The following is a 25,214-nucleotide window of genomic DNA, read 5'->3' on the forward strand; positions in this document are numbered from 1 at the left end:
AATTGAATAATCGCACAGAGGGCGCCAGCGGACCGCAGTCCGTCCCGGAGCTTTTGCACCGCAATGCCACGGAATTCGCGAATGCCCCGGCGTATCGCGAAAAGGAATACGGCATTTGGCAGTCGTGGACCTGGCGCGAAACGCTCGAAGAGATTGAGGCGCTGGCTCTGGGGTTGATTGATCTGGGCGCCAGGGAAGGTGATTTCGTTGCGATCATCGGGCGGAACCGGCCCAAGCTTTACTGGTCCATGGTGGCTGCGGAAATGGTGGGTGCGATCCCGGTACCGCTCTATCAGGATGCGGTTGCGGAAGAGATGGCCTATGTGCTGGGCCACTGCGGCGCAAGGTTCGTGATCGTGGGCGATCAGGAGCAGGTGGATAAGGTCATTGAGATCCAGGACCAGTTGCCGACATTCGAGCAGATGATCTATCTCGATCCGCGCGGATTGCGGAAATACGACCATGCAAAGCTGCACCAGTATTCGCATGTGCAGGACGCTGGGCGCGCCAAGCGCGATGAGCTTTTGGGCGAATTGACCGCGCGGCAGGAGAAGCTGACCTACGACAGCACCTGCGTGATGCTCTACACCTCCGGCACGACGGGCAAGCCCAAGGGCGTGGTGCTGAGCAACCGCAATGTGATCGAGACCTCTAAATCATCCTCCGAATTCGATGATCTGCGGCAGACGGATGACATTCTGGCCTATCTGCCGATGGCCTGGGTTGGGGATTTCATTTTTTCGGTCGGTCAGGCGATGTGGACCGGGTTCTGCACCAATTGCCCAGAAAGCGCGGATACGATGCACACCGATCTGCGTGAGATCGGGCCAACCTATTATTTTGCGCCGCCGAGGGTGTTCGAGACACAGCTGACCAATGTGATGATCCGCATGGAAGACGCGGGCCGTTTCAAGAAATGGCTTTTCGACATCTGCATGGCGCATGCGCGCAAGGTGGGTCCCGCTATTCTGGATGGGGAGCCGGTCAGCCAATGGGACAGGTTCAAGTATAACCTCGGCGAGTTGTTTATCTATGGACCGTTGAAAAACACGCTTGGGTTCAGCCGCGTGCGTGTGGGGTATACGGCGGGCGAAGCGATCGGACCGGAGATCTTTGATTTCTATCGGTCCCTGGGGATCAATCTGAAACAGCTATATGGCCAGACCGAGGCCACGGTTTTCATCACGGCACAGCCCGATGGCGAAGTGCGCAGCGATACCGTAGGCGTCTGCTGTCCGGGTGTGGAATTGAAAATCGCCGAAAGTGGTGAGGTTTTCTACCGCAGCCCGGGTGTGTTTGTTGAGTATTACAAAAACGCCAAAAGCACGGCAGATACCAAGGACGCAGAAGGATGGGTCGCGACAGGTGACGCCGGGTTCATCGAGGAAAAAACCGGGCATCTGCGGATTATTGATCGCGCCAAGGATGTGGGTCAGATGGCCAGCGGGGCGCTTTTTGCGCCGAAATACGTGGAGAACAAGCTCAAGTTTTTCCCCAACATTCTGGAGGCCGTGGTTTTTGGCAATGGGCGCGATGAGTGTACCGCCTTCATCAACATCGATCTGACGGCGGTGGGCAATTGGGCAGAACGCAACAACATCGGATACGCCTCTTATCAGGAACTCGCGCGGCACAGCCAAGTGATGGATACGATCCAGGGGCATGTTGAGGAGGTGAACCGTTCGGTGGCGCAGGACGACATGCTGTCAGGGTGTCAGATCCACCGGTTTGTCGTGCTGCACAAGGAGTTGGATGCGGATGATGGCGAATTGACCCGGACCCGCAAGGTACGCCGTCGGATCATCGAGGAGAAATACGCGGATATCATCGCAGCACTTTATGATGGATCGACTTCCGTGAGCACGGTCACGGAAGTGACCTATGAGGATGGTCGCAAAGGGTCGATATCGGCGACGCTGGAAGTGCGGTCGGCGGCTGTAGGAGCGATTGCGCAGAAGATGGCGGCGGAATGATGGAACGACGCTCGGCTGCGCCATCGCCCCGCCCACCATCCCGTTTGGCCGCAACTATTGCGAGAGTTCATCATGCTTGATCAGACCGAAGGATACACCACCGAAGACGGTCGCAAGATTGGTGGCGTGGTGATGGAGATGAAGAATATCACGCTGCGGTTTGGCGGGGTGGAGGCGATCAAGGACATTTCCTTTGATATTCGCGAAGGGGAGATCCGCGCGATCATCGGTCCGAACGGGGCGGGCAAATCCTCTATGCTCAACGTGATTTCCGGCTTCTATGTCCCGCAGGAGGGGCAGGTGTTCTACAAGGGCAGCCCGCGGCCACAGATGAAGCCCTATCAGGTGGCGCAGCAAGGCATTGCCCGCACCTTCCAGAACATCGCGCTTTTTGAAGGGATGTCGGTGCTCGATAATGTGATGACCGGGCGGCTGACCAAGATGAAAACCGGGCTTTGGGCGCAGTCTCTTTGGTTCGGCAAGGCGGAACAGGAAGAAACCGAAAACCGGGAATTCGCCGAAAAGATCATTGATTTTCTGGAAATTCAGGCGATCCGCAAGACCCCTGTCGCCCGTCTGCCCTATGGTTTGAAAAAGCGCGTGGAACTGGCACGGGCCTTGGCCGCCGAACCGTCTCTTCTGCTGCTAGATGAGCCGATGGCGGGCATGAATGTCGAGGAAAAAGAGGACATGAGCCGCTTTATTCTTGACGTGAACGATGAGTTCGGCACGACGATTGCGCTGATCGAGCACGACATGGGGGTTGTCATGGACCTGAGCGACCGTGTGGTTGTGATGGATTATGGCAAGAAGATCGGCGACGGCACACCTGATGAGGTGCGCAACAATCAGGATGTGATCGACGCTTATCTGGGTGTCAGCCATGATTGAAATCGCGCGGCCAACTGTGCCTCGACCCGGCACCGGCATGACGTCGGTTGCCCGGCGATGCGGAATGGTTTTTGCGACATCCGCCGCGTTGCTAATGGCATCGGCGCCTCAAGGTGGCGTTCGCGCGGATGCCTGGCAGACTTTCCAGTTGCGGTGCCTCGACGCTTTTGAGGCATTTTCGCCGGCGGTTCTGACCGATCTGAACTGGATCGAATACGCGCAACTGTCTGAGATGTTTTCAAAGGACGCCAGGGCCTATGGGCCGACGGCTGAGGGAGATGTCGTTATCCTAGATCCCGCGCCACTTTTTGATGGGGATCGCTTGTGTTCCGTGTCCGGCAACATCGTGGATAGGGGTGAGATTGCCGGTTGGATCGCAGCACAGGTGCGGACGGAGCGGTACGAGATGGCGCGGGAAGGGGCCGCAACGGTTTTGTCAAGTCTTGAATGGATTGAGCCGCGTTTGCGGGTCACGCTGGTGTTGGAAGGGGTGCATGCAGGCACCTATTCCGTACTGGAGACATACCTTGAAAGCTAACGTCACGTGCATATCGCGGTTTTTCATATGATGAATGTCGGTCTTTCAGTGACCCGGCGGTTTTTTGCCGATATAACCATGGCATCACATCGATGCACGGTGTGCGGTACCGCTTGGTCTGAAGTGCTCCTTTCGCGTGTGGATTCGGCTGGTGCCTTTAACCAGTTTGGAGATACGACATGATGAAATATTGGATGACTGGCCTTTTTGTGATGGGCGGAGCGATGCTCACCGGCAACGAGGCGGAGGCGGCGAGTGCCGAATTCTGCGCCACCCCAATACCGGCGCTGGAACAGACCTGCGCTGTCTTTCAGGACTACTGTGCGGGCTATCTGAACGATCCCAATACGCTGGACCCGGAGACGCTAAGCGCCATTCCGGCATCGGTCAGCTCGCGGTTTGCGGCGAGTGAATTGACGCAGGTGACGCTGGGCTACCGCACCACCCCGACCCCCAACATCGCGGTGGTTTATGGCGATCAATTCCCGTCGTGTGAATTGTTGCTGACCGACCTGACGTTTTCGGACCTGGTGACGGCCTATAAAAGCTGGCGCGCGACCGAAGGGGCGGACTTCGTGGCAACCGCACCGTTTGAGCCCCTTTCCCAGCGGGATATGCCACGCGCCTACGCCGCAGTGTTTCTGGCCGCGCCCCGCGAAGATGGGCGGGTCACGGAGATCACGCTGAACTGGAACCTCAGTGCGGCGGGCCTGACGCGGCTCAAGGTCTCCTACCAGCCGGAACGCGAACACACCCGTGCAATGTTTGAAAGAAAGACCGACTGATGCCTGAGCAACTCGCCTTTACCATTGAAGTTTTCCTCAACGGGTTGATGGCGGGGGTGCTCTACGCATTGGTGGCGCTTGGCTTTGTACTGATCTACAAGGCCAGCGGCATTTTCAACTTTGCCCAAGGGGTCATGGCGCTCTTTGCCGCCATGACATTGTATGGGATCATGAACGGTCAGGTGCCGTTTGCGCATCTGATCAATGCAATCTTCGGCACCGACATCCATTACTTTGGCTGGAACATTCCGGCCTTTGCCGCGATCATTCTGACCATCGGGGTGATGGTACTGCTGGCCTGGATGGTGCAGCGGTTCATTTTCAGATACCTCGTGGGGCAGGAGCCGATCATCCTCTTCATGGCGACCATTGGTCTGGCCTATTTCCTTGAAGGGGTGGGCGATCTGATGTGGGGCTCTGATATCAAGACGTTGGATGTCGGTCTGCCACAAGGGATCAATATCGCGATTGATGAGACGACCTATGGTTGGTTCGGCTACGGCTTTTTCATCGACAATCTGGATATCGTGGCAAGTGTTGTGGCGATCATTCTGGTTGCCGCCTTGGTGATGTTTGCACAATACACCAAGCAGGGCCGCGCAATGCGTGCGGTGGCCGATGACCATCAGGCGGCGCTGTCAGTAGGCGTGTCGCTGAACTTCATCTGGATCCTGGTCTGGTCGCTTGCGGGGTTTGTCGCCCTGGTCGCGGGGATCATGTGGGGCGCAAAATCCGGCGTTCAGTTCTCACTGTCACTGATTGCCTTGAAGGCGTTGCCGGTGCTGATGCTGGGCGGGTTCACGTCCATTCCCGGCGCGATCATCGGCGGGTTGATCATTGGGGTGGGCGAGAAGCTTTTCGAATTCCTGATCGGTGCCCCTTATCTGGGTGGCGCGACAGAGAACTGGTTTGCCTATATGCTGGCGCTTTTGTTTCTGGTGTTCCGACCGCAGGGGCTTTTTGGGGAGAAGATCATTGAACGCGTGTGACACGTCCATGGTGCGCGGCGTTTATTCTTCCAGATTGCGGAAGAGCGCGACGGTCAGTGCGGCCAGCACTGTCACGCCGAGGGTCAGCGCGAGATTGAAATCTGCGAAGGTCAGCATGGCCAGACACAGGCAGATCCCCAGTACGGCCAGACAGATGATGAGGCCAAGACCCCAGAGCGTTGCGCCCGACTTTTGCGGAACGGGTTCTGGTACAGCTTCGCCTGTCGCGACGAATTCGGGTTCCACGACGTCGACACTGTCGATCAAGGCTGCGCGTTGCGCCATATATGCCGCGTCGGTGATATCGCCGCGCGCCAACTGCGCATCGAGGTCGCGCAGTTCCTTTAGGATCGCCGTCATGTCGTCCACTCCTTCCCACCGGAGCGGTTTTGCCCGTTCAAATGGGGCAGAATTGGGAAAAAGCGTGAAAGATTGTGAAGTGGTTAATGCGGCTTCCGGCTGGGGCGCTGCCCCAGACCCCGGGATATTTTTAGCCAATAGAAACATCGGGGTCGGATGCTTTGGGGTGCGTCACATGGTTCAGGTTTCGAATGAGGAGACGCTAAATGTTCTATCGTGAAGCCGGAGATTTCAGCACGACCTATCCACAGGACAGTCAGACGTTTCCGATTAAATTCGACCGGTGGCGCTATTATGCGGTGCTGTTTGTGGCGATCTTTGTCATCCCTTTCATGGTCAATGACTACTGGGTGAATTCGATCTTCATGCCGTTTCTGATCTACGCGATTGCGGCGATTGGGTTGAACATTCTGGTGGGCTATTGCGGGCAGGTCTCGCTTGGTACTGGCGGGTTCATGGCTGTGGGCGCCTATGCCTGCTACAAGCTGATGACCAGCTTTCCCGAGGTCAGCATGTTCATCCACGTGCTGCTGGCGGGCGGGATCACGGCCATGGTGGGTGTGCTCTTTGGCCTGCCGTCTTTGCGGATCAAGGGTTTTTATCTGGCGGTGGCGACGCTGGCCGCGCAGTTTTTCCTTGTGTGGTTGTTCAACAGGGTTTCCTGGTTTTACAACTACTCCGCGTCAGGTCAGATCAACGCGCCCGAACGTGACACTTTTGGCATTCTGATCACCGGTCCGAATACCGAAGCCTGGGCCACTTATCTATTCTGTCTGATCTTTACGGTGCTGTCGGCTGTGGTTGCGCGCAACCTGACGCGCGGGTCGGTCGGGCGGCAGTGGATGGCGATCCGGGATATGGACATTGCCGCAGAAATCATCGGGGTGAACCCGCTCAAAGCCAAACTGACGGCCTTTGCCGTGTCGTCCTTCTTTGTCGGGATCAGCGGCGCGCTCTTTTTCGCGGTCTATCTGGGAGCTGTGGAAGTGGGTGAAGTCTTTGGCATTACCAAATCCTTCCTCGTGCTCTTCATGATCATCATCGGCGGGCTGGGGTCGATCTTTGGTTCCTTTGCCGGGGCAGCCTTTCTGGTGCTTTTGCCGGTGCTGTTGAAAATCATCGGCGTGGACTGGCTGGGCTGGCCCACGGACATCGTGGCGCACCTGAACCTCGTGATCGTGGGCGGTCTGATTGTGGTCTTTCTGATCGCGGAACCGCATGGGCTGGCGCAGCTTTGGCGCGTTGCTAAGGAGAAACTGAGATTGTGGCCCTTCCCGCATTAGCGCGGGCCACAGAATAACGGCGGGCAAACCCGCGACAAGACCCCGGGCAACCGGGACATCGGACAAACACCAAGGGAGGTAACACCGATGAAGTATAGACTAGGAACAATGGCCGTGGCCGGCCTGATGGCGGCAAGCCCCGTGATGGCGGATCTTGTCTTCCCATCGCTGAGCTACCGCACCGGGCCCTACGCTGCGGGTGGCATTCCGTTTGCGGATGGCTATGCGGATTATTTCACGCTGCTGAACGAACGGGACGGGGGCATTGGCGGTGTGGCCGCGCGCGTGCTGGAGTGCGAGACCGGTTACAACACGGAAAAAGGTGTGGAATGCTACGAAAGCACCAAAGGTGAAGGTGCATTGGTGTACCAACCGCTTTCCACCGGCATCACCTATCAGCTGATCCCCAAAGCCACGGCAGATGACATCCCGATCCACTCGATGGGGTATGGCCGGACATCGGCGGCCAACGGCGACGTCTTCAGCCATGTCTTCAACTATCCGGCAAACTACTGGAACGGTGCGTCCGCCGCGATCAATCACATTCTCGAGGTGAACGGCGGCGACATTTCCGGCAAAAAAATCGCGTTGGTCTATCACAACTCCGCCTATGGCAAGGAGCCCATCCGGACGTTGGAGAAGCTTTCCGAAAAGCATGGGTTTGAACTGAGCCTGCTGGCGGTGGACCACCCCGGTCAGGAGCAGAAGTCGCAGTGGCTGCAGATCCGCCGGGAAAAGCCAGACAATGTGATCATGTACGGCTGGGGCGTGATGAACCAGGTGGCGGTGCAGGAAGCCGCGAACATCCGTTTCCCGATGGAGAATTTCATCGGCATCTGGTGGTCGGGTGCTGAGATTGACGTGCAGCCTGCGGGCGACAAGGCCAATGGCTTCAAGGCGCTGGCGCTGACGGCGGTGGGCAGTGACTTCCCGCTGTATGATGATCTACAGAAATATGTGGTCGAGACCGGCAAAACCGCCGGTGCGGGCGATCAACTGGGGACGGTGCCCTACAACCGCGGGATCTATGCGGCCATGCTGGCGGCGGAAGCGGTGAAAAAAGCGCAGGAGATCCATGGGGTGGCTGATATCACCTCCGGTCAGATGCGCGATGGCATGGAAGCGCTGGAAATCACCGAAGAGGTGATGGCGGCGGCGGGTCTGCCAGGCTTTGGCCCGTCGTTCTCTGTGTCCTGTGAAAACCACGGGGGCGAAGGCATGGTGGCCGTGACCCAATGGGACGCGGGCGCGGGCAAATTCGTGAAAATCTCGGATTTTGCGCCGACCGATATGAGCGTCATCCAGCCGCTGATCGATGAGGACTCCGCAGCCTACAAGGCGGAAAACAACATCGAATCCAACTGCAACTAAAAAACACACGGTCCCGGCGGCATCGCCGCCGGGACATCCATTCCGCTAAACTGAGGTCACCGCGCCATGCTGGACGCCGCCAAGGAACAGGACACAAGCACCGACACGGTGCTGGAAGTCAACAATATCGAGGTCATCTACAATCACGTGATCCTCGTGTTGAAAGGTGTGAGCCTGAATGTGCCAAAGGGCGGGATCACCGCCTTACTGGGCGGCAATGGCGCGGGCAAGACAACGACGCTCAAAGCGATTTCCGGCCTGCTGGCAAGCGAGCGCGGCGAGGTGACCAAAGGATCGATCCGCTACCGTGGCGAGGTCATCCAACATCAGGATCCCGCGGAAACCGTGAAACGCGGTGTCGTGCAGGTGATGGAAGGCCGTCATTGTTTTGAGCATCTGACGGTTGAGGAAAACCTGCTGACCGGCGCCTATACGCGCTGTGACGGCAATGCCGCGATCCAGTCTGATCTGGAGCTTGTCTATAGTTATTTCCCTCGGTTGAAAGAGCGCCGCAAAAGTCAGGCGGGGTATACGTCAGGTGGTGAACAGCAGATGTGTGCCATCGGGCGCGCGCTGATGTCGCGGCCCGAGACGATCCTGCTGGATGAACCCTCCATGGGGCTCGCGCCACAGCTGGTGGAGCAGATTTTCGAGATCGTGAAATCAGTTAACGAGAACGAAGGTGTGACCTTCCTGCTCGCGGAGCAGAACACCAATGTGGCGCTGCGTTTTGCGCATTACGGCTACATTCTGGAATCAGGCCGCGTGGTGATGGACGGCCCCGCCGCTGAGTTGCGCGAGAATCCGGACGTCAAGGAATTCTATCTGGGCATGTCGGAGGAAGGGCGCAAATCCTTCCGTGACGTGCGCAGCTATCGCCGCCGCAAGCGGTGGCTTTCATAACCTTCAAGATGCGGAGAATTGCCATGCGTAAGTTTGCCTTTGCCATCGCCTTGACCCTGGTCGCGGCACCCGTCGCGGCCGAAGATTTGGTGGTGCGCACCATTCTGAACGAGCAGCCCCTGAGCGGGTCCGAGGGCATGGTTGTGATCGTCTCCACGCTGACGGTTAAACCCGGCGGGCGCATCCCGCTGCACACGCATCCCGGTGATGAGCATGCGGTGATCGTTGTCGGTGGCACCGCGTTGATGCCGAACGGCAAGGAGGTCGCCTTTGCCGACGGTACGCCGATCTTCTTTCCCGAAGGTCAGGTGCATGGCGGCGTGACCAATCAGGGTGATGCGGATATCGAGATTGTGACCACTCATATCGTCAAGGCAGATCAACCTTTCCAAACGGCGGCTGAGTAAAATGTCCACCTATTTTGACGATCTGGAAACCCGCAGTGCGGATGCGCGTGAAGCGGCGCAGCTGGCCGCCCTCAAGGCGAACATCGAACGCGTGGCGGCGGCGCCGGAGGCGTGTCGGATCGCCGCTGGTTCAGTGCAGTCCCTAAGCGATTTGCAGAAACTGCCGGTCCTGCGAAAATCCGATCTGGCGCAATGGCAATCGGACAGCCCCCCCTTTGGCGGCATCCCGGTAAGCAATCTGGCGCATGTGTTTCAATCCCCCGGACCGATCTATGAACCGGGTGGCATCACCCACGACTGGTGGCGCATGGGCCGGTTTCTGCACGCGGTTGGCATTGGCGCGGGGGACGTCGTGCAAAACTGCTTTGGCTACCATCTGACGCCGGCGGGCATGATTTTCGAATCCGGGGCGCGTGCGGTTGGGGCCACGGTGTTGCCTGCCGGGACCGGGCAGACCGAGTTGCAGGTGCAGGCCGCCCAGGCCGTCGGGTCAACCGCTTATGCCGGTACGCCAGACTATCTGAAGGTGATCCTGGACAAGGCCGCAGAGATGGGCGTGGCGTTGACGATCACCAAGGCCGCTGTCGGCGGTGGCGCGCTTTTCCCGGCGCTGCGTCAGGAATATGCGGATCGCGGCATCACCTGCTTGCAATGCTACGCGACCGCGGATCTGGGCAACATCGCCTATGAAAGCCCGGCCATAGAAGGGATGATCCTCGATGAAAAAGTGATCGTTGAGATTGTAACGCCCGGCACAGGTAACCCCGTCGCGCCCGGAGAGGTTGGCGAGGTTGTGGTGACAGCTTTGAACCCTGACTATCCCCTGATCCGTTTCGCCACTGGAGATCTCAGCGCGGTGATGCCCGGCGAAAGCCCCTGCGGACGCACCAACACGCGGATCAAGGGGTGGATGGGCCGCGCCGATCAGACCACAAAGATCAAGGGCATGTTTGTCCGCCCGGAACAGGTGGCGGCGCTGGTTGCGCATCATGATGCCATCGTGAAGGCCCGGGTCATCGCCAGCCGTGACGGCGCACAGGATGCCATGACGGTTCAGGTGGAGGCCACCGGGGTCGCGCCTGAAGCTGTTGCGCAATCCGTCGTGGCAACGCTGAAGATGAAGGGAACGGTCGAGGTGGTGGCCCCTGGCAGCCTGCCCAAGGACGGGCTGGTGATCGAGGACCAACGCAGCTACGACTGACGCCTGTCTTGCGGCAGTTGGTGAAGGAATGCGCATGGTAGCCAGTTCTGTGACGGCGCCCTCTGAATTTCTAATTTACGACGAGGAGGCGGTTGCGGCGGCGGAGGCTTTGGTGATCTGCATCCCCGGTGCCCTGACGCGCATCAGCATGTTTGACGCGGTGGCGGGTTGGCGCGTGGACGGGTGGGAACCGGTCTACTATCCGTTCCCCGGCTTAGATGGCCGGGCGCTGGACCCACCTTTGAACATCGAGGACGCGGCGGCAGAGGTTGTGGCGTTTGCCCGGCGATACCGGTCGAAACGGATCTGCGTGATCGGATTTTCAACCGGCGGGGCGATTGCGCTGACGGCTGCAGCCGCTTTACCGCCTTCGGTGAAGGTGGCAGGCATGGCGCCCGCCTTGCCCAAGGCGGGCGGATGGCGCACCAAGCTGAGCATTGCCCGCGCGCTGTCGGGCGCGGCGTTAAGGGCGCGTTCGTTTGCAGTCAGACAAGTCTGGTTGGAGTATTATCGCGTCTTGCTTTTTGGGCACAGCGTCCATCGATATGCGGATACGGCGCGGCGCAGCGATGAGATCACAAGCGCGCGTCTGCCAAACATGGTGTTCCCCGAACGCGCGATCCTGCGGGCCCACACGCAGGATTTGAAGCGCTGGAAGGGTCCTGTGGACCCTCTGCCCAACCCCCGAAATGTCCGGTTTTTCGCAGGATCTGAGGACCCGGTGTTTTCTCCCACACAAACGGCGGAATTTGCAGCCAAACTTGGCGTAACCGGGATCACGGAATACGCGGGGCACGGGCATTTGCTATTTCTCTCTGCGGCGCAAGTCTTTGACGACATCCGTGCGTTTTTTGAAGTGCCCGTGCCCCGTAATGATGTTCCGACTGGTAATTCTGACTAAAAGCGTCGAAAACAGCGATCATGTCAGACGCACCGATCCTGAAACCCAGCAAGATACCGCAAAACCGTGCCCGGGACGGGCAGCGCGTGTTGGCTGGCCTGTCCGTTCTGGTGGCCTGCATCTGTGCGCTGCCGATGTTGGCGGTGGCCATCGCGGCCCTCAGCGGTGGCACGGACACGGTCGCGCACCTGATGCAAACCGTGCTGCCGCGCTATGCGGGAACAACGCTGGTGCTGGTGCTGCTGGTCTCAATAGGGACCTTTGCGCTGGGGGTCGGGGCCGCCTGGCTGGTCACCATGACCCGCTTTCCGGGTGTGCGGTTTTTCGAAATTGCGCTGGTGCTGCCCCTGGCCTTTCCGGCCTATGTGCTGGCCTATGCCTACACGCATATTCTGGATCACCCCGGCATTGTTCAGGCGAGCCTGCGCGCGCTGACCGGTTGGGGGCCACGCGACTATTGGTTCCCAGAGATCCGCTCTGTCGGCGGCGCGGCGACCATGCTGATTCTGGTGCTCTATCCCTATGTCTACCTGCTCGCCCGCGCGGCGTTTTTGCAGCAAAGTGCCACGACCTTTCTGGCCGCGCGCGCGCTGGGGGCGAGCGCCTGGTCGGCCTTTTTCAAAATCAGCCTGCCGCTGGCCCGTCCCGCCATTGCGGGGGGTGTTTTGTTGGCGGTGATGGAGACCATCGCGGATTTTGGCACCGTTGCCTATTTCGGGGTCCAAACCTTTGCCACAGGCATCTACACCAGTTGGTTTTCGCTGGCCGACCGGGCGGGGGCGGCGCAACTGGCGCTGTGTCTGCTGAGCTTTGCCCTCTTGCTGGCGATGCTGGAACGGGCACAGCGGGGCGGCGCAAAATACCACGATCCATCGCGCCGTCAGCAACGCATGGAGCCCGCGCGCCTGACCGGGCTGCGGTCGGTACTGGCTATTGGATTGTGCGCTGTGCCGGTGCTTTTCGGTGCGGTACTGCCCATCGTTGTACTGTTTTCCATGGGATTGGGGTCGGAGCAGAACCTGCTCAGCACGCGGTATCTGGGGTTCATCCAGAACTCCCTGACGCTTGCCTCGGTCGCCGCGCTCTGCACGGTCGCCGCGGCGATCATCGTCGGCTTTTTCCAACGGGTGCGGCCCGGGCGGATGTCCCAGGGGGCGGTCTATGTCGCCCGTCTGGGATACGCGGTGCCGGGCGGCGTGATCGCGGTTGGCCTGCTGGTGCCCTTTGCGGGGTTTGACAATGCGCTTGATGCCTTCATGCGGGCACAGTTCGATATCTCCACCGGCCTGTTGATCACAGGGTCGATCTGGCTGCTGGTGGCCGCTTATATGGTGCGCTTTCTGGCTGCCGCTCTGGGCGCTTATGAGGGCGGTCAGGCGATGGTCCCGGCGAATATGGATGCCGCCGCGCGGTCGCTGGGGCAAACACCCACCGGTACCTTGCGGCGTGTGCACCTGCCGATCCTTGCGCCCAGCCTGTTGACCGCCCTGCTGATCGTCTTTGTCGACGTGATGAAGGAACTGCCCGCGACCCTGATCATGCGGCCCTTCAATTACGACACGCTGGCGGTGCAGGCCTACCGCCTTGCCTCCGACGAGCGGTTGGAGGGGGCGGCTGTGCCGAGCCTTGTGATCGTGGCCATCGGCTTGCTGCCGGTCATTCTGATCTGTCGGCAGGTGGGGCGGCGCAGCCGGTAAGGTGGGCCTTGGGCCACCGCCCCCTAATTTACGCGTCTTCGCCGATCTTATCCTGTGTTTGCGTGTCGAAATCACTGGCGTCATGGCGTTCGTGCAGCTGCACTTCCGGCTCACCAAAGGTGCGGTTGACCATGCGCCCGCGCTGGACGGCGGGGCGTGCATCAATCGCCTTGGCCCACCGCATCACATGGGTATAGCTCTCGACATCCAGGAACTCCGCAGCACTGTAGAGACGGCCCAGCACCAGCTGACCATACCAGGACCAGATGGCGATATCCGCGATGGTGTATTCGGCGCCTGCGATAAACTCATGTTCGGCGAGCTGCCGGTCCAAGACGTCCAGCTGGCGCTTTGTCTCCATCGCGAAACGATTGATGGGGTATTCGAATTTCTCCGGAGCGTAGGCATAGAAATGGCCAAAACCGCCGCCCAGATAGGGCGCTGACCCCATCTGCCAGAAAAGCCAGGAGAGGGCTTCGGCCCGCGCGGCGGGGTCCCTTGGCATGAACTTGCCGAATTTCTCCGCCAGATGCAGCAGGATCGCACCGGATTCAAAGACGCGCGTGGGAGTGTCGCCGGAACGGTCGAGCAATGCCGGGATCTTGGAATTCGGGTTCACCCCGACGAAGCCGCTGCCGAATTGATCGCCATCGCCGATCTTGATCAGCCAGGCATCGTATTCAGCGTCTTTGATGCCAAGAGCGAGGAGTTCTTCCAGCATCACCGTCACTTTCACGCCGTTGGGCGTGGCCAGCGAATAGAGCTGGAAAGGGTGCTTGCCGACCGGCAATTCCTTGTCATGGGTTGGCCCCGCGATAGGGCGATTGATGTTGGCGAATTTTCCGCCATTTTCGGCATCCCACGTCCAGACAGCTGGCGGAATGTATTCGGTCTTGTCGGTCATTGGCCCCTCAATCTTGGTATTTGACAGACTAAGCACTTATGTTGAGCGGACACCAGAACAAGGGCTGGTCCGGTCAGCATCGGGACATCAAACATGACGCCACACATGATGGAACAGGTAGGCGGCGCGGGGCGCAAGTCCCGTTTGCAGGGCCTATGCGTGTGCGGAACAACCAAAATACGGCGTTGCGCGTGGGGATCGGGCGCGGCCCGGTTTTTCCTGTCTGTGGTCGTGATCACTTATTTGTGCGTGCAGGCGTCACCTTTGCCCGCCGAGACCGATGCTCCAAATGCGGTGCCGCAGGCCCACGGGTTGATGTGGAACCGCACCGGGTTGCCCGCGGTCTTCCCGCTGCAGGTCAAGACGCCGTCAGGTCAGAATTATTATCTGACGCTGCTGGATGCCGAAACCGGCGCCGCGGCGCTGGCGGCCTTTATTCAGGGCGGCACATTTTTCAAAGTGCTGGTGCCGCCGGGGACATATGATCTGCGGTTGGTGCGTGGCGAGACGTGGCAAGGGGAAGAAAGGCTGTTTGGTCCGGGCAAACAGTCGACTGTCATCGCCCTGGCGGACCCGCTGACCTTCGCGGTGCGCGATTTCAGCACGAAGGCAGGTCACCTCGTTGATGTATCCACAGCCGGGCCAGACCAAATGGCCCGGATTTCGGTGAAACCCCAATTCATCTGCCAGACCGTCAGGCTGAAGGACTTCCCACGTTTGCGACGGTCATCTGACGACATTCTGGCCCATGAACTGCGATTCCCGGAAAATGATGATCTGGTGCGCCTGCCGCGTTTCGCCAAGGAGGGTTTTCGGGCCACCAGCAAGGATCCGGTTTTCCCAGACCGCCACGCACCCCATTTCTCTTTTCCTGAATATGAGGTCGAGGGCAGCCTGTGCTAGCGCTGCGCCTCGGCCAATAAAAAAGCCGCCCGGAAAGGCGGCTCTTTTGAAAAATGATGTCGCGGCGGTTCAGCCTTGGCGGGCTTTGAACCGGCGTTGCGTTTTGTTGATCACGTAAACGCGGCCTTTCCTGCGCACAACACGGCAGTCGCGGTGCCGATTCTTGAGCGAGCGGAGCGAATTGCGAACCTTCATGGTCGTTCTCCTCATGTTGTGGCGCGGGCCAGCGCCGGGTTACGGGTCGTTCGCAAAAGCGAACGGGTGAAACAGGTGGTGGGCGATACTGGGATCGAACCAGTGACCCCTTCGATGTCAACGAAGTGCTCTACCGCTGAGCTAATCACCCCCTATATAACGCGATTTTCTTAACCCCAAACAAAAATGGGGCGCGAAAAGACGCGCCGGTAGCGGGGTCTTTAAAAGGAGTCGCAGCTAAGATCAAGGGCTTTTGGTTTTTGCTTTTTCTGCGCTATGGTCGTTTCAAGAGGATGGTACATGTCAAAGTCAGCGTTTGAAGTCTTTTACCCCGAGCAGAACCAATCTTGCGTGGTTTTTGCCTCGCCCCATAGCGGACGCGAGTATCCATGGTCGCTTTTGCGCTCCACCGTGCTGGACGATCACGCCATAAGGTCCTCCGAAGATGCATTTGTGGACCAGCTCTTTGATTCTGCGATCCAATTCGGGGCGACTTTTCTCAAAGCGGGTGCGCCGCGGGCCTTTGTGGATTTGAACCGCAGCAGTGATGAGCTGGACCCGGCGCTGATAGAGGGCGTGCGGCGGCAAAGCCATAATCCACGGGTGGCGTCGGGCCTTGGGGTGATCCCCCGGGTGGTCGCCAACGGGCGTGCCATCTATCGCGGCAAACTGAGCATGCTGGAGGCCCGGCAGCGCCTGAACGACTATTGGCACCCCTATCACAACATGCTGCAATCCCTGCTGGATGATGCCATACGTCACCACGGGCAGGCGGTGCTGATTGATTGCCATTCGATGCCACATGAGGCGGTGCAGGGGATCGTCCGGCGCGGTGCGAAACGCCCTGAGATCGTGCTTGGCGACCGCTTTGGGGCTGCCGCCTCGGGGGACGTTGTCGACCGGGTTGAGGCGGCCTTTGCCGCCGCCGGTTTCGCGGTGTCGCGCAACGCACCCTTTGCCGGGGCCTATGTCGCACAGGCCTATGGGCGCCCGACGCGTGGCCAGCATGCAGTGCAAGTCGAAATTGACCGCGCGATCTATATGGACGAGCAGTCGATCAAACCTTCGGCGCATTTTGCCGATGTTCAGCGCACCTTGCGCGGCGTGATCGCAGAGATTGCGCAGATCGGGCAGGAACGCATGCCGCTGGCTGCGGAATAGCCGCTACCGCAGGGCGCGGCCTTTCAAAATGGCATCGGGGCCGAAGCGGGCGCGTATTTCATCCGTCGCGCGTTCGGCCTCACCGCGCCGTTTTGCCTGTGGGTCCAGCAGATCGCCCGAGCGATCCGCCCCTTCGGCGTTGATCAGATCCGAGATGCCGCAGCCCAGCAGCCGATAGGGACCTTGATCGCCGACCTGGTCAAAAAGCCCGCGCGCGGTGCGGTAGATCGTGTCCGCCATCTGTGTGGCATCGCGCAAGCTGACCCGGCGCGACAGGAGCGAATGATCCGAACGCTTGAGTTTCAGCGTTACGACGCGTCCCGCGATATCTTTGGCCTTGGCGCGGTCTGCGACCTTTTCCGCCATGCGCCACAGATGCCCGTCCAGCAGGTCGGGGTCGCTGGTGTCGTCATGGAATGTCGTCTCGTTGGAGATTGATTTCATCGGGGCATGGGCCGAGACGCGGCGCCGGTCCTGCCCGCGTGCCAGATGCCAGAGCCGGTCGCCCATCGATCCGAAGCGTGCGATCAGCTCCGTGCGCTCCCAGCGCAGCAAGTCCGAAAAGGTACGGATGCCCGCCTTGTCGAATGAGGCCTGTGCTGCGGGCCCCACGCCCCAGATCATGCGCACCGGCTTGTCACGCAAGAAATCATCTGTTTCGGCTTCCCCAATGATCGAAAAACCGTGCGGCTTGTTGAGATCGGAGGCAACCTTGGCCAGAAACTTGTTATGCGACAGACCGATGGAGCCGGTCAGCCCAAGCTCGGTGCGCATTCGTTTGATCAACCGCGCCAGCATAACCGCCGGAGGATGCCCATGCAGGCGTGTTGTGCCGGTGAGATCCATGAACGCTTCATCCAGTGATAGCGGTTCGATGTCCGGCGTCATCTCCTCCATCATCGCCCGGATCGCGCGCGAGGCTTCGACATAGGCGCTCATCCGGGGTTTGATGATGACCGCGTCGGGGCAGAGCTTGAGCGCTTGGAACATCGGCATTGCAGACCGCACGCCGCGGATGCGAGCCACATAGCAGGCCGTTGAGACAACGCCGCGTCGCCCGCCACCAATGATCACCGGCTTGTCCTGCAGGCTGGGATCGTCGCGCTTTTCGACCGACGCATAAAAGGCGTCGCAATCCATATGCGCAATCGACAGCGAAAAGAGTTCCGGATGCGCCACGACACGGGGGCTGCCGCAGGCGGGACAGCGGCGTCCTTGGTCAAATTCGGTCAGGCAATCGCGGCAAAGTGCGGGCATTTGCGAGCAGTTCGTCTATCATGAAGATATGGGCCAACCTTACGCCAGCGCAGATGAAATGAACATGCCATTCACCGGGGCGAAGCTGGCGCTGTTGATCGGGCGCGGGATCATCACGATCCTGCGGGATGATCGCACGGACATTCCATATCCGGGTCATTGGGATCTGCCGGGCGGTGGCCGTGAGGGTGCAGAGACACCGCTGGATTGCGCGTTGCGCGAAACGCGTGAGGAATTGGGGTTGGACGTGTCGCCCGATGCCGTTTGCTGGCGTCGGTTCTACCAGACGGGCGATCAGAGCAATTGGTTCTTTGTCGCGCGGCTGGCTCTGGGTGCAGAGCAGGCGATTGTCTTTGGCGATGAAGGACAGTGCTGGCGCGTGATGGAGGTCGCTGAATTTCTGCGGCACCCGGGCGTCGTGCCTCGGTTTCAGGAGCGGCTGCAAGATTTCCTGGAAGAGGGTGTTTCTTAAAAAACCCCCCCGCTGCTTTAAGCGGGGGGAGGTAACGAACCTCAGGAAGACGCGGTCCGTTGGGGAGTATCACCTAGGGTCAAGATACCACTTAAAGGCGAATTCACCTACCGCCAGATCACCGGTTTGAACCAGATGCAGTGGTCTGTTGTGCATTAGCCACAGTGGGTTGTTTTTACAGCCCGGGCCGACATTCGGGTTGCGCCTGTGGATAAATGCGAATTCTGAATAGGGATCAGTGGTTTGGGTTGTGCGCCTGTGGGCTGTTCAACTCCGCCACAATGGCCTCTGCGGCAGCGCGCGGATTTGATGATTTCCACACCGGACGGCCCACAACGATGTGGTCTGCGCCATCTGCAACCGCATTTGCCGGGGTCGCGACGCGTTTCTGATCCCCCAAATCGGCACCGGCCGGGCGCACACCTGGCGTCACAATCAGCCGGTCCTGTGCCTGGGGCAGTGCGCGGATCATCGCAGCCTCCTGCGGGGAGGCGATCACCCCGTCGGCACCTGCCTCGAAAGCGCGTGCGGCGCGGGCTTCGACCAGTTCCGACACATCACCCGCCCTGATTTGGCAGACGTCCAGATCCGCACGGTCCAGCGAGGTCAGAATGGTCACCGCGAGGATCTTCATATCGGACGCGCCCGCGCCCTCCTTGGCCGCGGCGACCACATGCGGATCGCCGTGCACCGTCAGGAAATCGAGGTCAAACTGTGCCAGACCCCGGACAGCGGCCTCGATGGTGGCGCCGATGTCAAAAAGCTTCATGTCGAGGAAAATGCGTTTCCCCTGTTCCTGCTTCAGCTCATTGGCCAGGGCCAGACCGCCCCCGGTGAGCATGCCCAGACCGATCTTGTAGAAATTCACCGCATCGCCCAGTTGCGTGGCCAGTTCAGCACCCGCCAGCGCGTTGGGCACATCCAATGCCACGATCAATCTGTCATCCGTCATCATCTGCTCCCCTGTCTGTTGCGTTTCCTTATGCTCTTGGATCGCGGCTGTCCATCGGGTCGGGGTCCAGACAAAAAAAGACCCGGAAGACGCCGCAAGTAAGCGCTCCGGGCCAAGGTGATTGATACAGTCTCAAAGGCGGTGCCGCGTTACCCGATCTGGGGTAGCTGCCAGGCCACAACCTCTCACCTTTGAGACCGGTTGCTCCGCCTGATGAAGTGGAGTTGTGAAATCAGGCGAACCAACTGGAACTGGCAGAACAAGCCAACTTATTACGCAACGACGAGACCGGCAGAACACGGGGCGAACCGTGATTGGGCCTTTGTCTGCAGTGATAGATAAGGGCGGTGGCGCTGCGCGTAACGGGGAAAGGCAGCGGCGCTTTCCCATAAGGTCGTATTTGATTTACGTCACAGCAAGATCATCGCTGTATGACTATAGTTCTATTGGAGCGTGCGGGCCTCTTGAAGCGGCCGCCCGTGCGCCCCAGATAAAGTTCAAGGTCCCATCCGCTGACGTGCCGCCTGGTCGGGCGCAGCCACCCGGGACGCTTTGGAAAAGGAGAAATACCATGGACTTGACCAAGTTCACGGAGCGGTCGCGCGGCTTTATCCAAGCGGCGCAAACGATCGCAACGCGCGACAGCCACCAGCGTCTGGCACCCGAGCATATCCTCAAGGCTTTGATGGATGATGATCAGGGTTTGGCGAGCAATCTGATTTCGGCTGCGGGCGGGACCCCTGCCCAGGTTGTGCAATCAACCGAAATTGCCCTGTCCAAGATGCCAAAAGTCAGCGGTGATGCGGCGCAGATTTATCTTGATAACACCACGCAAAAGGTCCTGACCGAGGCCGAAGCGCTGGCCAAGAAGGCAGGCGACAGTTTTGTACCCGTAGAGCGCATTCTGATGGCGCTCTGCATGGTCAAATCGGCGGCAAAAACGGCGCTGGACGCCGGCGGCGTGACAGCACAAGCCCTGAACAGTGCGATCAACGACATTCGCAAAGGCCGCACGGCGGATACCGCGAGCGCCGAGGAAGGCTATGATGCGCTGAAGAAATACGCGATGGACCTGACGGAGCGCGCCGAGGCGGGCAAGATCGACCCGATCATTGGCCGTGATGAGGAAATTCGCCGGGCCATGCAGGTACTGAGCCGCCGGACCAAGAACAACCCGGTCCTGATCGGTGAACCCGGTGTGGGGAAGACGGCGATTGCCGAAGGTCTGGCGCTGCGGATCGTGAATGGCGATGTGCCCGAGAGCTTGCGAAACAAGAAACTGCTGGCGCTCGACATGGGCGCGCTTATCGCAGGCGCAAAGTATCGCGGTGAGTTCGAGGAACGCTTGAAAGCGGTCTTGACCGAGGTGACGGAGGCCGCAGGTGAGATCATCCTTTTCATCGACGAAATGCACACGCTGGTGGGCGCGGGTAAGGCGGATGGCGCCATGGATGCGGCCAACCTGATCAAACCCGCACTGGCGCGGGGCGAATTGCATTGTGTCGGGGCCACCACGCTTGATGAATACCGCAAATATGTCGAGAAAGACGCGGCTCTGGCCCGCCGATTCCAACCGGTGATGATCCTGGAGCCGACGGTTGAAGATACCATCAGTATCCTGCGCGGCATCAAGGAAAAGTATGAGCTGCACCACGGCGTGCGGATTTCCGACAGCGCGCTGGTCGCGGCCTCGACGCTGAGCCATCGCTACATCACCGACCGCTTTCTGCCGGACAAAGCCATTGACCTCGTCGATGAGGCCGCGAGCCGTCTGCGCATGGAAGTGGACAGCAAACCCGAAGAGCTGGACGCGCTGGATCGGTCGATCCTGCAGATGCAGATCGAAGCCGAAGCGCTGCGGTTGGAGGACGATACCGCGAGCAAAGACCGCCTGGAGACGCTGGAAAAGGACCTGGCCGACTTGCAGGAGCGTAGTGGCGAGATGACCGCGCAGTGGCAATCCGAGCGGGACAAGCTGTCGAGCGCGCGGGATTTGAAAGAGCAACTGGATCACGCACGCGCCGAGCTGGAGATTGCGAAACGCGAAGGCAATCTGGCTAAGGCCGGTGAGCTTTCCTACGGCGTGATCCCGCAGCTTGAAAAGCAGCTTGGTGAGGCCGAAGGCCGCGACGACAGCGACATGCTGGTCGAGGAGGCTGTGCGCCCGGAACAGATTGCAAGCGTTGTCGAGCGCTGGACAGGTATCCCCGCAGGCAAAATGCTGGAAGGGGAACGCGAAAAGCTCCTGCGCATGGAAGATCAGCTGCACAAGCGGGTGATCGGGCAGGGCACGGCCGTTCGGGCGCTGTCGAATGCGGTGCGCCGCGCGCGCGCGGGTCTGAACGACGAAAACCGGCCCCTGGGCTCTTTCCTCTTTCTCGGACCGACCGGCGTGGGGAAAACCGAGCTGACCAAAGCCGTAGCGGAGTTCCTCTTTGACGATGACAGCGCCATGGTACGCATCGATATGTCGGAGTTCATGGAGAAACACGCGGTGGCGCGGTTGATCGGGGCCCCTCCCGGCTACGTCGGATATGATGAGGGCGGCGTGTTGACCGAGGCGGTGCGGCGCAGACCCTATCAGGTGGTTCTTTTCGATGAGGTCGAAAAAGCGCACCCGGATGTGTTCAATGTGCTGTTGCAGGTGCTTGATGATGGCGTGCTGACCGATGGGCAGGGCCGCACGGTGGATTTCAAGCAAACGCTGATCATCCTGACGTCGAACCTTGGGGCGCAAAGCCTGAGCCGTCTGCCCGATGGGGCGGATGCCTCCGATGCCAAACGCGATGTGATGGATGCGGTGCGGTCGCATTTCCGGCCCGAGTTCCTGAACCGTCTGGATGAGACCATCATCTTTGACCGGCTTGGCCGTGACGATATGGACGGCATCGTGGATATCCAGATGGCGCGCCTGCTGAAACGGCTGGCGGCCCGCAAAATCACGCTGGATCTGGACGATGGTGCACGCAAGTGGCTGGCCGACGAAGGCTATGACCCGGTCTTTGGCGCGCGGCCCCTGAAGCGCGTCATCCAACGGGCGTTGCAGGATCCGCTGGCTGAAATGCTGCTGGCGGGAGACGTGAAGGACGGCGATACGCTCAACATCTCCGCCGGGGCCGAAGGGCTGATCATCGGCGATAGGGTGGCGGCGACCAACCGGCCCAAGCCGGATGATGCGGTCGTGCATTGACGCGCTACACATTATAACGTCAGAAAGGCCGGGCATATGACCCGGCCTTTTTCATGAACCTTCCCCCCGACTTGGTGACCTTTGATTGTGACGGTGTTCTGGTCGACAGCGAACCGCTGACCAATGTGATCATTCGGGACAATCTGGCGCGGCACGGGCTGAAGATTTCTATCGACCAGGTTGTCGATCTCTTTGTCGGTGGGACCATGATGGGCGTGATGAATACCGCGCGCGACATGGGTGCGGAACTGCCGGAGGGATGGCTGGACACGATATACAGCGAAATCTTTGACGTGCTTGCGGCCCGGGTCGAACCCGTGCCCGGCATTGCGGCCGTTCTGGACGCATTGGACGATGCTGGCATCCCCTATGCGGTCGGCTCAAACGGCCCGCACCGCAAAATGGAAATCACCCTGACGCGCACGGGCCTCATCGAACGTTTGCAGGGCCGCATCTATTCCCGCGAGGATGTCGCAAATCCGAAACCCGCGCCCGACGTTTACCTGAAGGCCGCGCAGGAAGCCGGTGTTGCGCCGGACCGGTGTGTGGTCGTCGAAGACAGCGCCAGCGGTGCCCGGGCAGGAAGGGCCGCAAACATGTGCACATTTGGGTATGTCGCGCAGAGCGATCCGGCGCGGCTGGACCCCATCTGCGACAGGCTTTTTGCGTCGATGGATGCGCTGCCCGATCTGCTGGGCCTGTGAGGCATCACCCCAAACGTTACAGTTTCCTGTCTCATTCGTGACTCGAAATGGTTTGGTCCTGAACCTAACACTCTCTACATGATGCAAAACGCGATTGCGCAGGAGTAGACGATGGCACATCGGTGGACGAATAACCTGACCCATGAGGAGATCACGCCGGAGCCGCTTTTCATGAACCGCCGACAACTGATCGCCGGCGCGGCGGCGGGTGCCGCTGTGGCCGGTCTGAGTACGCGGGCTGACGCGCAGGAGGCGCTGGAACCGAACCCCTGGGAAGACATCACGCAATATAACAACTTCTACGAATTCGGGACCGGCAAGACCGATCCGGCGGCTTATGCCGGTGCGTTGACGACCGACCCCTGGACGGTGACCATTGATGGTCTGGTCGAAAAGCCTGGTGAATATAGCTTCAAGGACATCATGGCCGAGATGACGGTGGAGGAGCGCATCTACCGCTTCCGCTGTGTCGAGGCATGGTCGATGGTGATCCCGTGGAACGGATTTGAACTGGCGGACCTGCTGGAAATGGCCGGCGCCCAGCCCGAAGGCAAATTCGTGCGTTTTGAAACGCTCTATCGCCCCGAAGAAATGGTTGGCCAGAAATATCGCACGATTGACTGGCCCTATGTCGAAGGGCTGCGCATGGATGAGGCGCTGCACCCGCTGACGATCATGGCGACGGGCATCTATGGCAAGACCATCCCCAATCAGAACGGCGCGCCGATGCGTTTGGTGGTGCCGTGGAAGTATGGCTTCAAATCGATCAAGTCGATCGTGCGGATCACCGTCACCGACGAGGAACCGGTGAACACTTGGCAGGATCTGCAAGCCAGCGAGTACGGGTTTTATGCGAATGTGAACCCGGAGGTGGATCACCCGCGCTGGAGCCAGGCCACGGAACGCAAGGTGGGCGGCGGGCTGTTTTCAAAACGGGTGCCGACGCTGATGTTCAACGGGTATGAAGAAGAGGTTGCCAGCCTTTATGAAGGTATGGACCTGCGAAAGTACTATTAAGCAGTTTGTGCTAGGGTACGCCCATGACGGTTGTTGATCACATAAATGCGTTTGCGCGCCGGGTGCCCACTTGGGGCCTCTATATAGTGTGTCTGCTGCCCGTGCCCTGGTTGCTCTATCTGGCGCAGACGGGCGGGTTGGGACGTGAACCCATCAAGGCGCTTGAACATGAGCTGGGCGAGATTGCCTTGCAGCTGTTGATCATCGGCCTGACGATCACCCCCCTGCGCCGATTGCTCGGGGTCAATCTGCTGAAGTTCCGCCGTGCTTTGGGATTGCTGGCCTTTACATATGTCGCGTTGCACCTGCTGGTCTGGTTGGTGCTGGACGTGGGCATCCTCAGCCAGATCTGGGCGGACATCCTGAAGCGCCCGTATATTACCATAGGCATGGTTGGCTTTATCCTGCTGCTGCCCCTCGCGGTGACCTCCAACAACTGGTCTGTGCGGAAACTCGGTGCTGGCTGGCGCAAGTTGCACCGGCTTTCTTATCTCGCCGTGCTGCTGGGTGGTGTGCACTACATCATGCTCACCAAGACCTGGGCGGCCGAACCGCTCCTCTATATGGCTGCGATTCTGGGTCTTCTGGCGCTGCGCCTGCCCAAAGCGCGCAGTAAACAGGCTGTCTGAGCCTCGACCGCCGGAAAATTCAGCAGGGTACGAAGCCGCCGAGTCGGGGTTTCGGACTAAAACATCGTGATTTGCCGATTCATTTTTGACCATTTGGACGAATCTTTGCCTTCGGGCGGATGAATCACCAGTGATTCAGGCGATTCACGCCGCGAGTCGGCCCTGATTTGCCAAATGAATCGAGGAGTCTTGGGGATAGCTTTGTGGATAACGCTATATATAGGGATATGGGATGCGCCACTGACCGCTGATAAACGAAATTTTCATGCTGAAAGCGGCCCCGCAGAGAAATTTTCCACAAGCAAGAGGCTGTTTTTAAAGGGAAAAGCAGAAAGATGTAAAAAAAATGACGTTTCTTGAAAAAAGGGGTTGCGGGTACCCCGTACTAACCGTAGAACCCCCCTCACCGGCGGCGCAGAGATGCACCAACGGGGCGCCAGACGGGCGGGACACACCGGAAACGGGACGGACCGAAACGAGACGCAAGAATAAAATCAGAGGTAAACGAGGCGGGGCGCGCCAAAGAAGTTA

At 59.5% G+C, this 25,214-nt stretch carries 24 protein-coding genes and 1 tRNA gene; 19 read left to right on the forward strand and 6 right to left on the reverse strand.

Going from position 1 to position 25,214, the window contains the following annotated elements:
• Positions 1-2 precede the first annotated feature (2 nt).
• The 5 genes from Q1A20_RS06405 to Q1A20_RS06425 all read left to right on the forward strand — a co-directional run bounded on the left by Q1A20_RS06405 (position 3) and on the right by Q1A20_RS06425 (position 5,176).
• Positions 3-1,973, forward strand: coding sequence for an AMP-binding protein (locus Q1A20_RS06405; RefSeq protein ID WP_299916429.1), 1,971 nt, complete (start codon positions 3-5; stop codon positions 1,971-1,973).
• Between the two features lie 72 nt (positions 1,974-2,045).
• Positions 2,046-2,864, forward strand: coding sequence for an ABC transporter ATP-binding protein (locus Q1A20_RS06410; protein ID WP_298968344.1), 819 nt, complete (start codon positions 2,046-2,048; stop codon positions 2,862-2,864).
• A 64-nt stretch (positions 2,865-2,928) separates the two neighbouring features.
• Positions 2,929-3,402 carry a hypothetical protein gene (locus Q1A20_RS06415; protein ID WP_299916430.1) on the forward strand — a complete coding sequence of 158 codons (474 nt, stop codon included), beginning with the start codon at positions 2,929-2,931 and terminating at the stop codon, positions 3,400-3,402.
• A gap of 179 nt (positions 3,403-3,581) precedes the next feature.
• The gene (locus Q1A20_RS06420) at positions 3,582-4,187 is read left to right on the forward strand and encodes a hypothetical protein (RefSeq protein WP_299400794.1); all 606 of its coding nucleotides are present in this window, start codon (positions 3,582-3,584) and stop codon (positions 4,185-4,187) included.
• On the forward strand, positions 4,187-5,176 hold the full coding sequence (locus Q1A20_RS06425; RefSeq protein ID WP_299400791.1) for a branched-chain amino acid ABC transporter permease: 990 nt from the start codon (positions 4,187-4,189) through the stop codon (positions 5,174-5,176). Before Q1A20_RS06420 ends, Q1A20_RS06425 begins: the two co-directional genes overlap by 1 nt.
• A gap of 21 nt (positions 5,177-5,197) precedes the next feature.
• Here Q1A20_RS06425 and Q1A20_RS06430 read toward each other — a convergent pair whose 3' ends face one another.
• Positions 5,198-5,536 carry an SHOCT domain-containing protein gene (locus tag Q1A20_RS06430; protein ID WP_299916433.1) on the reverse strand — a complete coding sequence of 113 codons (339 nt, stop codon included), beginning with the start codon at positions 5,534-5,536 and terminating at the stop codon, positions 5,198-5,200.
• Between the two features lie 206 nt (positions 5,537-5,742).
• Between Q1A20_RS06430 and Q1A20_RS06435 the strand changes: the two genes are divergently transcribed.
• From Q1A20_RS06435 to Q1A20_RS06465, 7 genes are all read left to right on the forward strand, one after another.
• Entirely contained in the window at positions 5,743-6,819 is a 1,077-nt protein-coding gene (locus tag Q1A20_RS06435; protein WP_298968335.1) for a branched-chain amino acid ABC transporter permease, read from the forward strand.
• 87 nt (positions 6,820-6,906) lie between these two features.
• Complete coding sequence (locus Q1A20_RS06440) at positions 6,907-8,190, forward strand: ABC transporter substrate-binding protein (RefSeq protein WP_299400786.1); 1,284 nt, start codon at positions 6,907-6,909, stop codon at positions 8,188-8,190.
• Positions 8,191-8,256: 66 nt separating this feature from the next.
• The gene (locus Q1A20_RS06445; RefSeq protein WP_299916435.1) at positions 8,257-9,093 is read left to right on the forward strand and encodes an ABC transporter ATP-binding protein; all 837 of its coding nucleotides are present in this window, start codon (positions 8,257-8,259) and stop codon (positions 9,091-9,093) included.
• Between the two features lie 23 nt (positions 9,094-9,116).
• On the forward strand, positions 9,117-9,500 hold the full coding sequence (locus Q1A20_RS06450) for a cupin domain-containing protein (protein WP_299916437.1): 384 nt from the start codon (positions 9,117-9,119) through the stop codon (positions 9,498-9,500).
• A gap of 1 nt (position 9,501) precedes the next feature.
• Entirely contained in the window at positions 9,502-10,701 is a 1,200-nt protein-coding gene (locus Q1A20_RS06455) for a phenylacetate--CoA ligase family protein (RefSeq protein ID WP_299400779.1), read from the forward strand.
• A gap of 34 nt (positions 10,702-10,735) precedes the next feature.
• Positions 10,736-11,602 (forward strand): alpha/beta hydrolase, encoded by an 867-nt coding sequence (locus Q1A20_RS06460; protein ID WP_299400778.1) that lies wholly within the window; start codon positions 10,736-10,738, stop codon positions 11,600-11,602.
• Between the two features lie 20 nt (positions 11,603-11,622).
• Positions 11,623-13,299 carry an iron ABC transporter permease gene (locus Q1A20_RS06465; RefSeq protein ID WP_299916439.1) on the forward strand — a complete coding sequence of 559 codons (1,677 nt, stop codon included), beginning with the start codon at positions 11,623-11,625 and terminating at the stop codon, positions 13,297-13,299.
• Positions 13,300-13,327: 28 nt separating this feature from the next.
• On the opposite strand, the gene yghU is transcribed toward Q1A20_RS06465, so the two are convergent.
• Positions 13,328-14,203, reverse strand: coding sequence for a glutathione-dependent disulfide-bond oxidoreductase (yghU, locus tag Q1A20_RS06470; protein ID WP_299400774.1), 876 nt, complete (start codon positions 14,201-14,203; stop codon positions 13,328-13,330).
• Positions 14,204-14,296: 93 nt separating this feature from the next.
• On the opposite strand from yghU, the gene Q1A20_RS06475 reads away from it, so the two are divergent.
• Positions 14,297-15,106: a hypothetical protein gene (locus Q1A20_RS06475; RefSeq protein WP_299400772.1), complete on the forward strand. Its 810-nt coding sequence runs from the start codon at positions 14,297-14,299 to the stop codon at positions 15,104-15,106.
• Between the two features lie 69 nt (positions 15,107-15,175).
• Here the strand turns inward: Q1A20_RS06475 and ykgO are convergent, their stop codons facing one another.
• Together ykgO and Q1A20_RS06485 are read right to left on the reverse strand one after the other, a co-directional pair.
• The gene (ykgO, locus tag Q1A20_RS06480; RefSeq protein WP_005850168.1) at positions 15,176-15,301 is read right to left on the reverse strand and encodes a type B 50S ribosomal protein L36; all 126 of its coding nucleotides are present in this window, start codon (positions 15,299-15,301) and stop codon (positions 15,176-15,178) included.
• Between the two features lie 76 nt (positions 15,302-15,377).
• Positions 15,378-15,452, reverse strand: a tRNA-Val gene (locus Q1A20_RS06485).
• 149 nt (positions 15,453-15,601) lie between these two features.
• On the opposite strand from Q1A20_RS06485, the gene Q1A20_RS06490 reads away from it, so the two are divergent.
• A complete protein-coding gene (locus Q1A20_RS06490) occupies positions 15,602-16,462 on the forward strand; it encodes an N-formylglutamate amidohydrolase (protein ID WP_299400769.1) in 861 nt (286 codons plus the stop codon).
• 3 nt (positions 16,463-16,465) lie between these two features.
• Here the strand turns inward: Q1A20_RS06490 and Q1A20_RS06495 are convergent, their stop codons facing one another.
• Positions 16,466-17,719 (reverse strand): DNA polymerase IV, encoded by a 1,254-nt coding sequence (locus Q1A20_RS06495; RefSeq protein ID WP_299400766.1) that lies wholly within the window; start codon positions 17,717-17,719, stop codon positions 16,466-16,468.
• A gap of 58 nt (positions 17,720-17,777) precedes the next feature.
• On the opposite strand from Q1A20_RS06495, the gene Q1A20_RS06500 reads away from it, so the two are divergent.
• Positions 17,778-18,191, forward strand: coding sequence for an NUDIX hydrolase (locus Q1A20_RS06500; protein WP_367180873.1), 414 nt, complete (start codon positions 17,778-17,780; stop codon positions 18,189-18,191).
• 235 nt (positions 18,192-18,426) lie between these two features.
• Here Q1A20_RS06500 and pyrF read toward each other — a convergent pair whose 3' ends face one another.
• Entirely contained in the window at positions 18,427-19,143 is a 717-nt protein-coding gene (gene pyrF / locus Q1A20_RS06505) for an orotidine-5'-phosphate decarboxylase (protein WP_299400762.1), read from the reverse strand.
• A gap of 571 nt (positions 19,144-19,714) precedes the next feature.
• On the opposite strand from pyrF, the gene clpB reads away from it, so the two are divergent.
• The 4 genes from clpB (at position 19,715) to msrQ (ending at position 24,683) form a co-directional block, all read left to right on the forward strand.
• Positions 19,715-22,333, forward strand: a complete 2,619-nt coding sequence (clpB, locus tag Q1A20_RS06510) for an ATP-dependent chaperone ClpB (RefSeq protein ID WP_299916442.1) — start codon at positions 19,715-19,717, stop codon at positions 22,331-22,333.
• Between the two features lie 53 nt (positions 22,334-22,386).
• Entirely contained in the window at positions 22,387-23,037 is a 651-nt protein-coding gene (locus tag Q1A20_RS06515; RefSeq protein WP_299916444.1) for an HAD-IA family hydrolase, read from the forward strand.
• 111 nt (positions 23,038-23,148) lie between these two features.
• Positions 23,149-24,054 carry a protein-methionine-sulfoxide reductase catalytic subunit MsrP gene (gene msrP / locus Q1A20_RS06520; protein ID WP_299400757.1) on the forward strand — a complete coding sequence of 302 codons (906 nt, stop codon included), beginning with the start codon at positions 23,149-23,151 and terminating at the stop codon, positions 24,052-24,054.
• A gap of 23 nt (positions 24,055-24,077) precedes the next feature.
• A complete protein-coding gene (msrQ, locus tag Q1A20_RS06525; RefSeq protein ID WP_299400755.1) occupies positions 24,078-24,683 on the forward strand; it encodes a protein-methionine-sulfoxide reductase heme-binding subunit MsrQ in 606 nt (201 codons plus the stop codon).
• Positions 24,684-25,214: the final 531 nt, after the last annotated feature.

The organism is uncultured Roseobacter sp., from assembly GCF_947501835.1.
GTDB lineage: Bacteria > Pseudomonadota > Alphaproteobacteria > Rhodobacterales > Rhodobacteraceae > Roseobacter.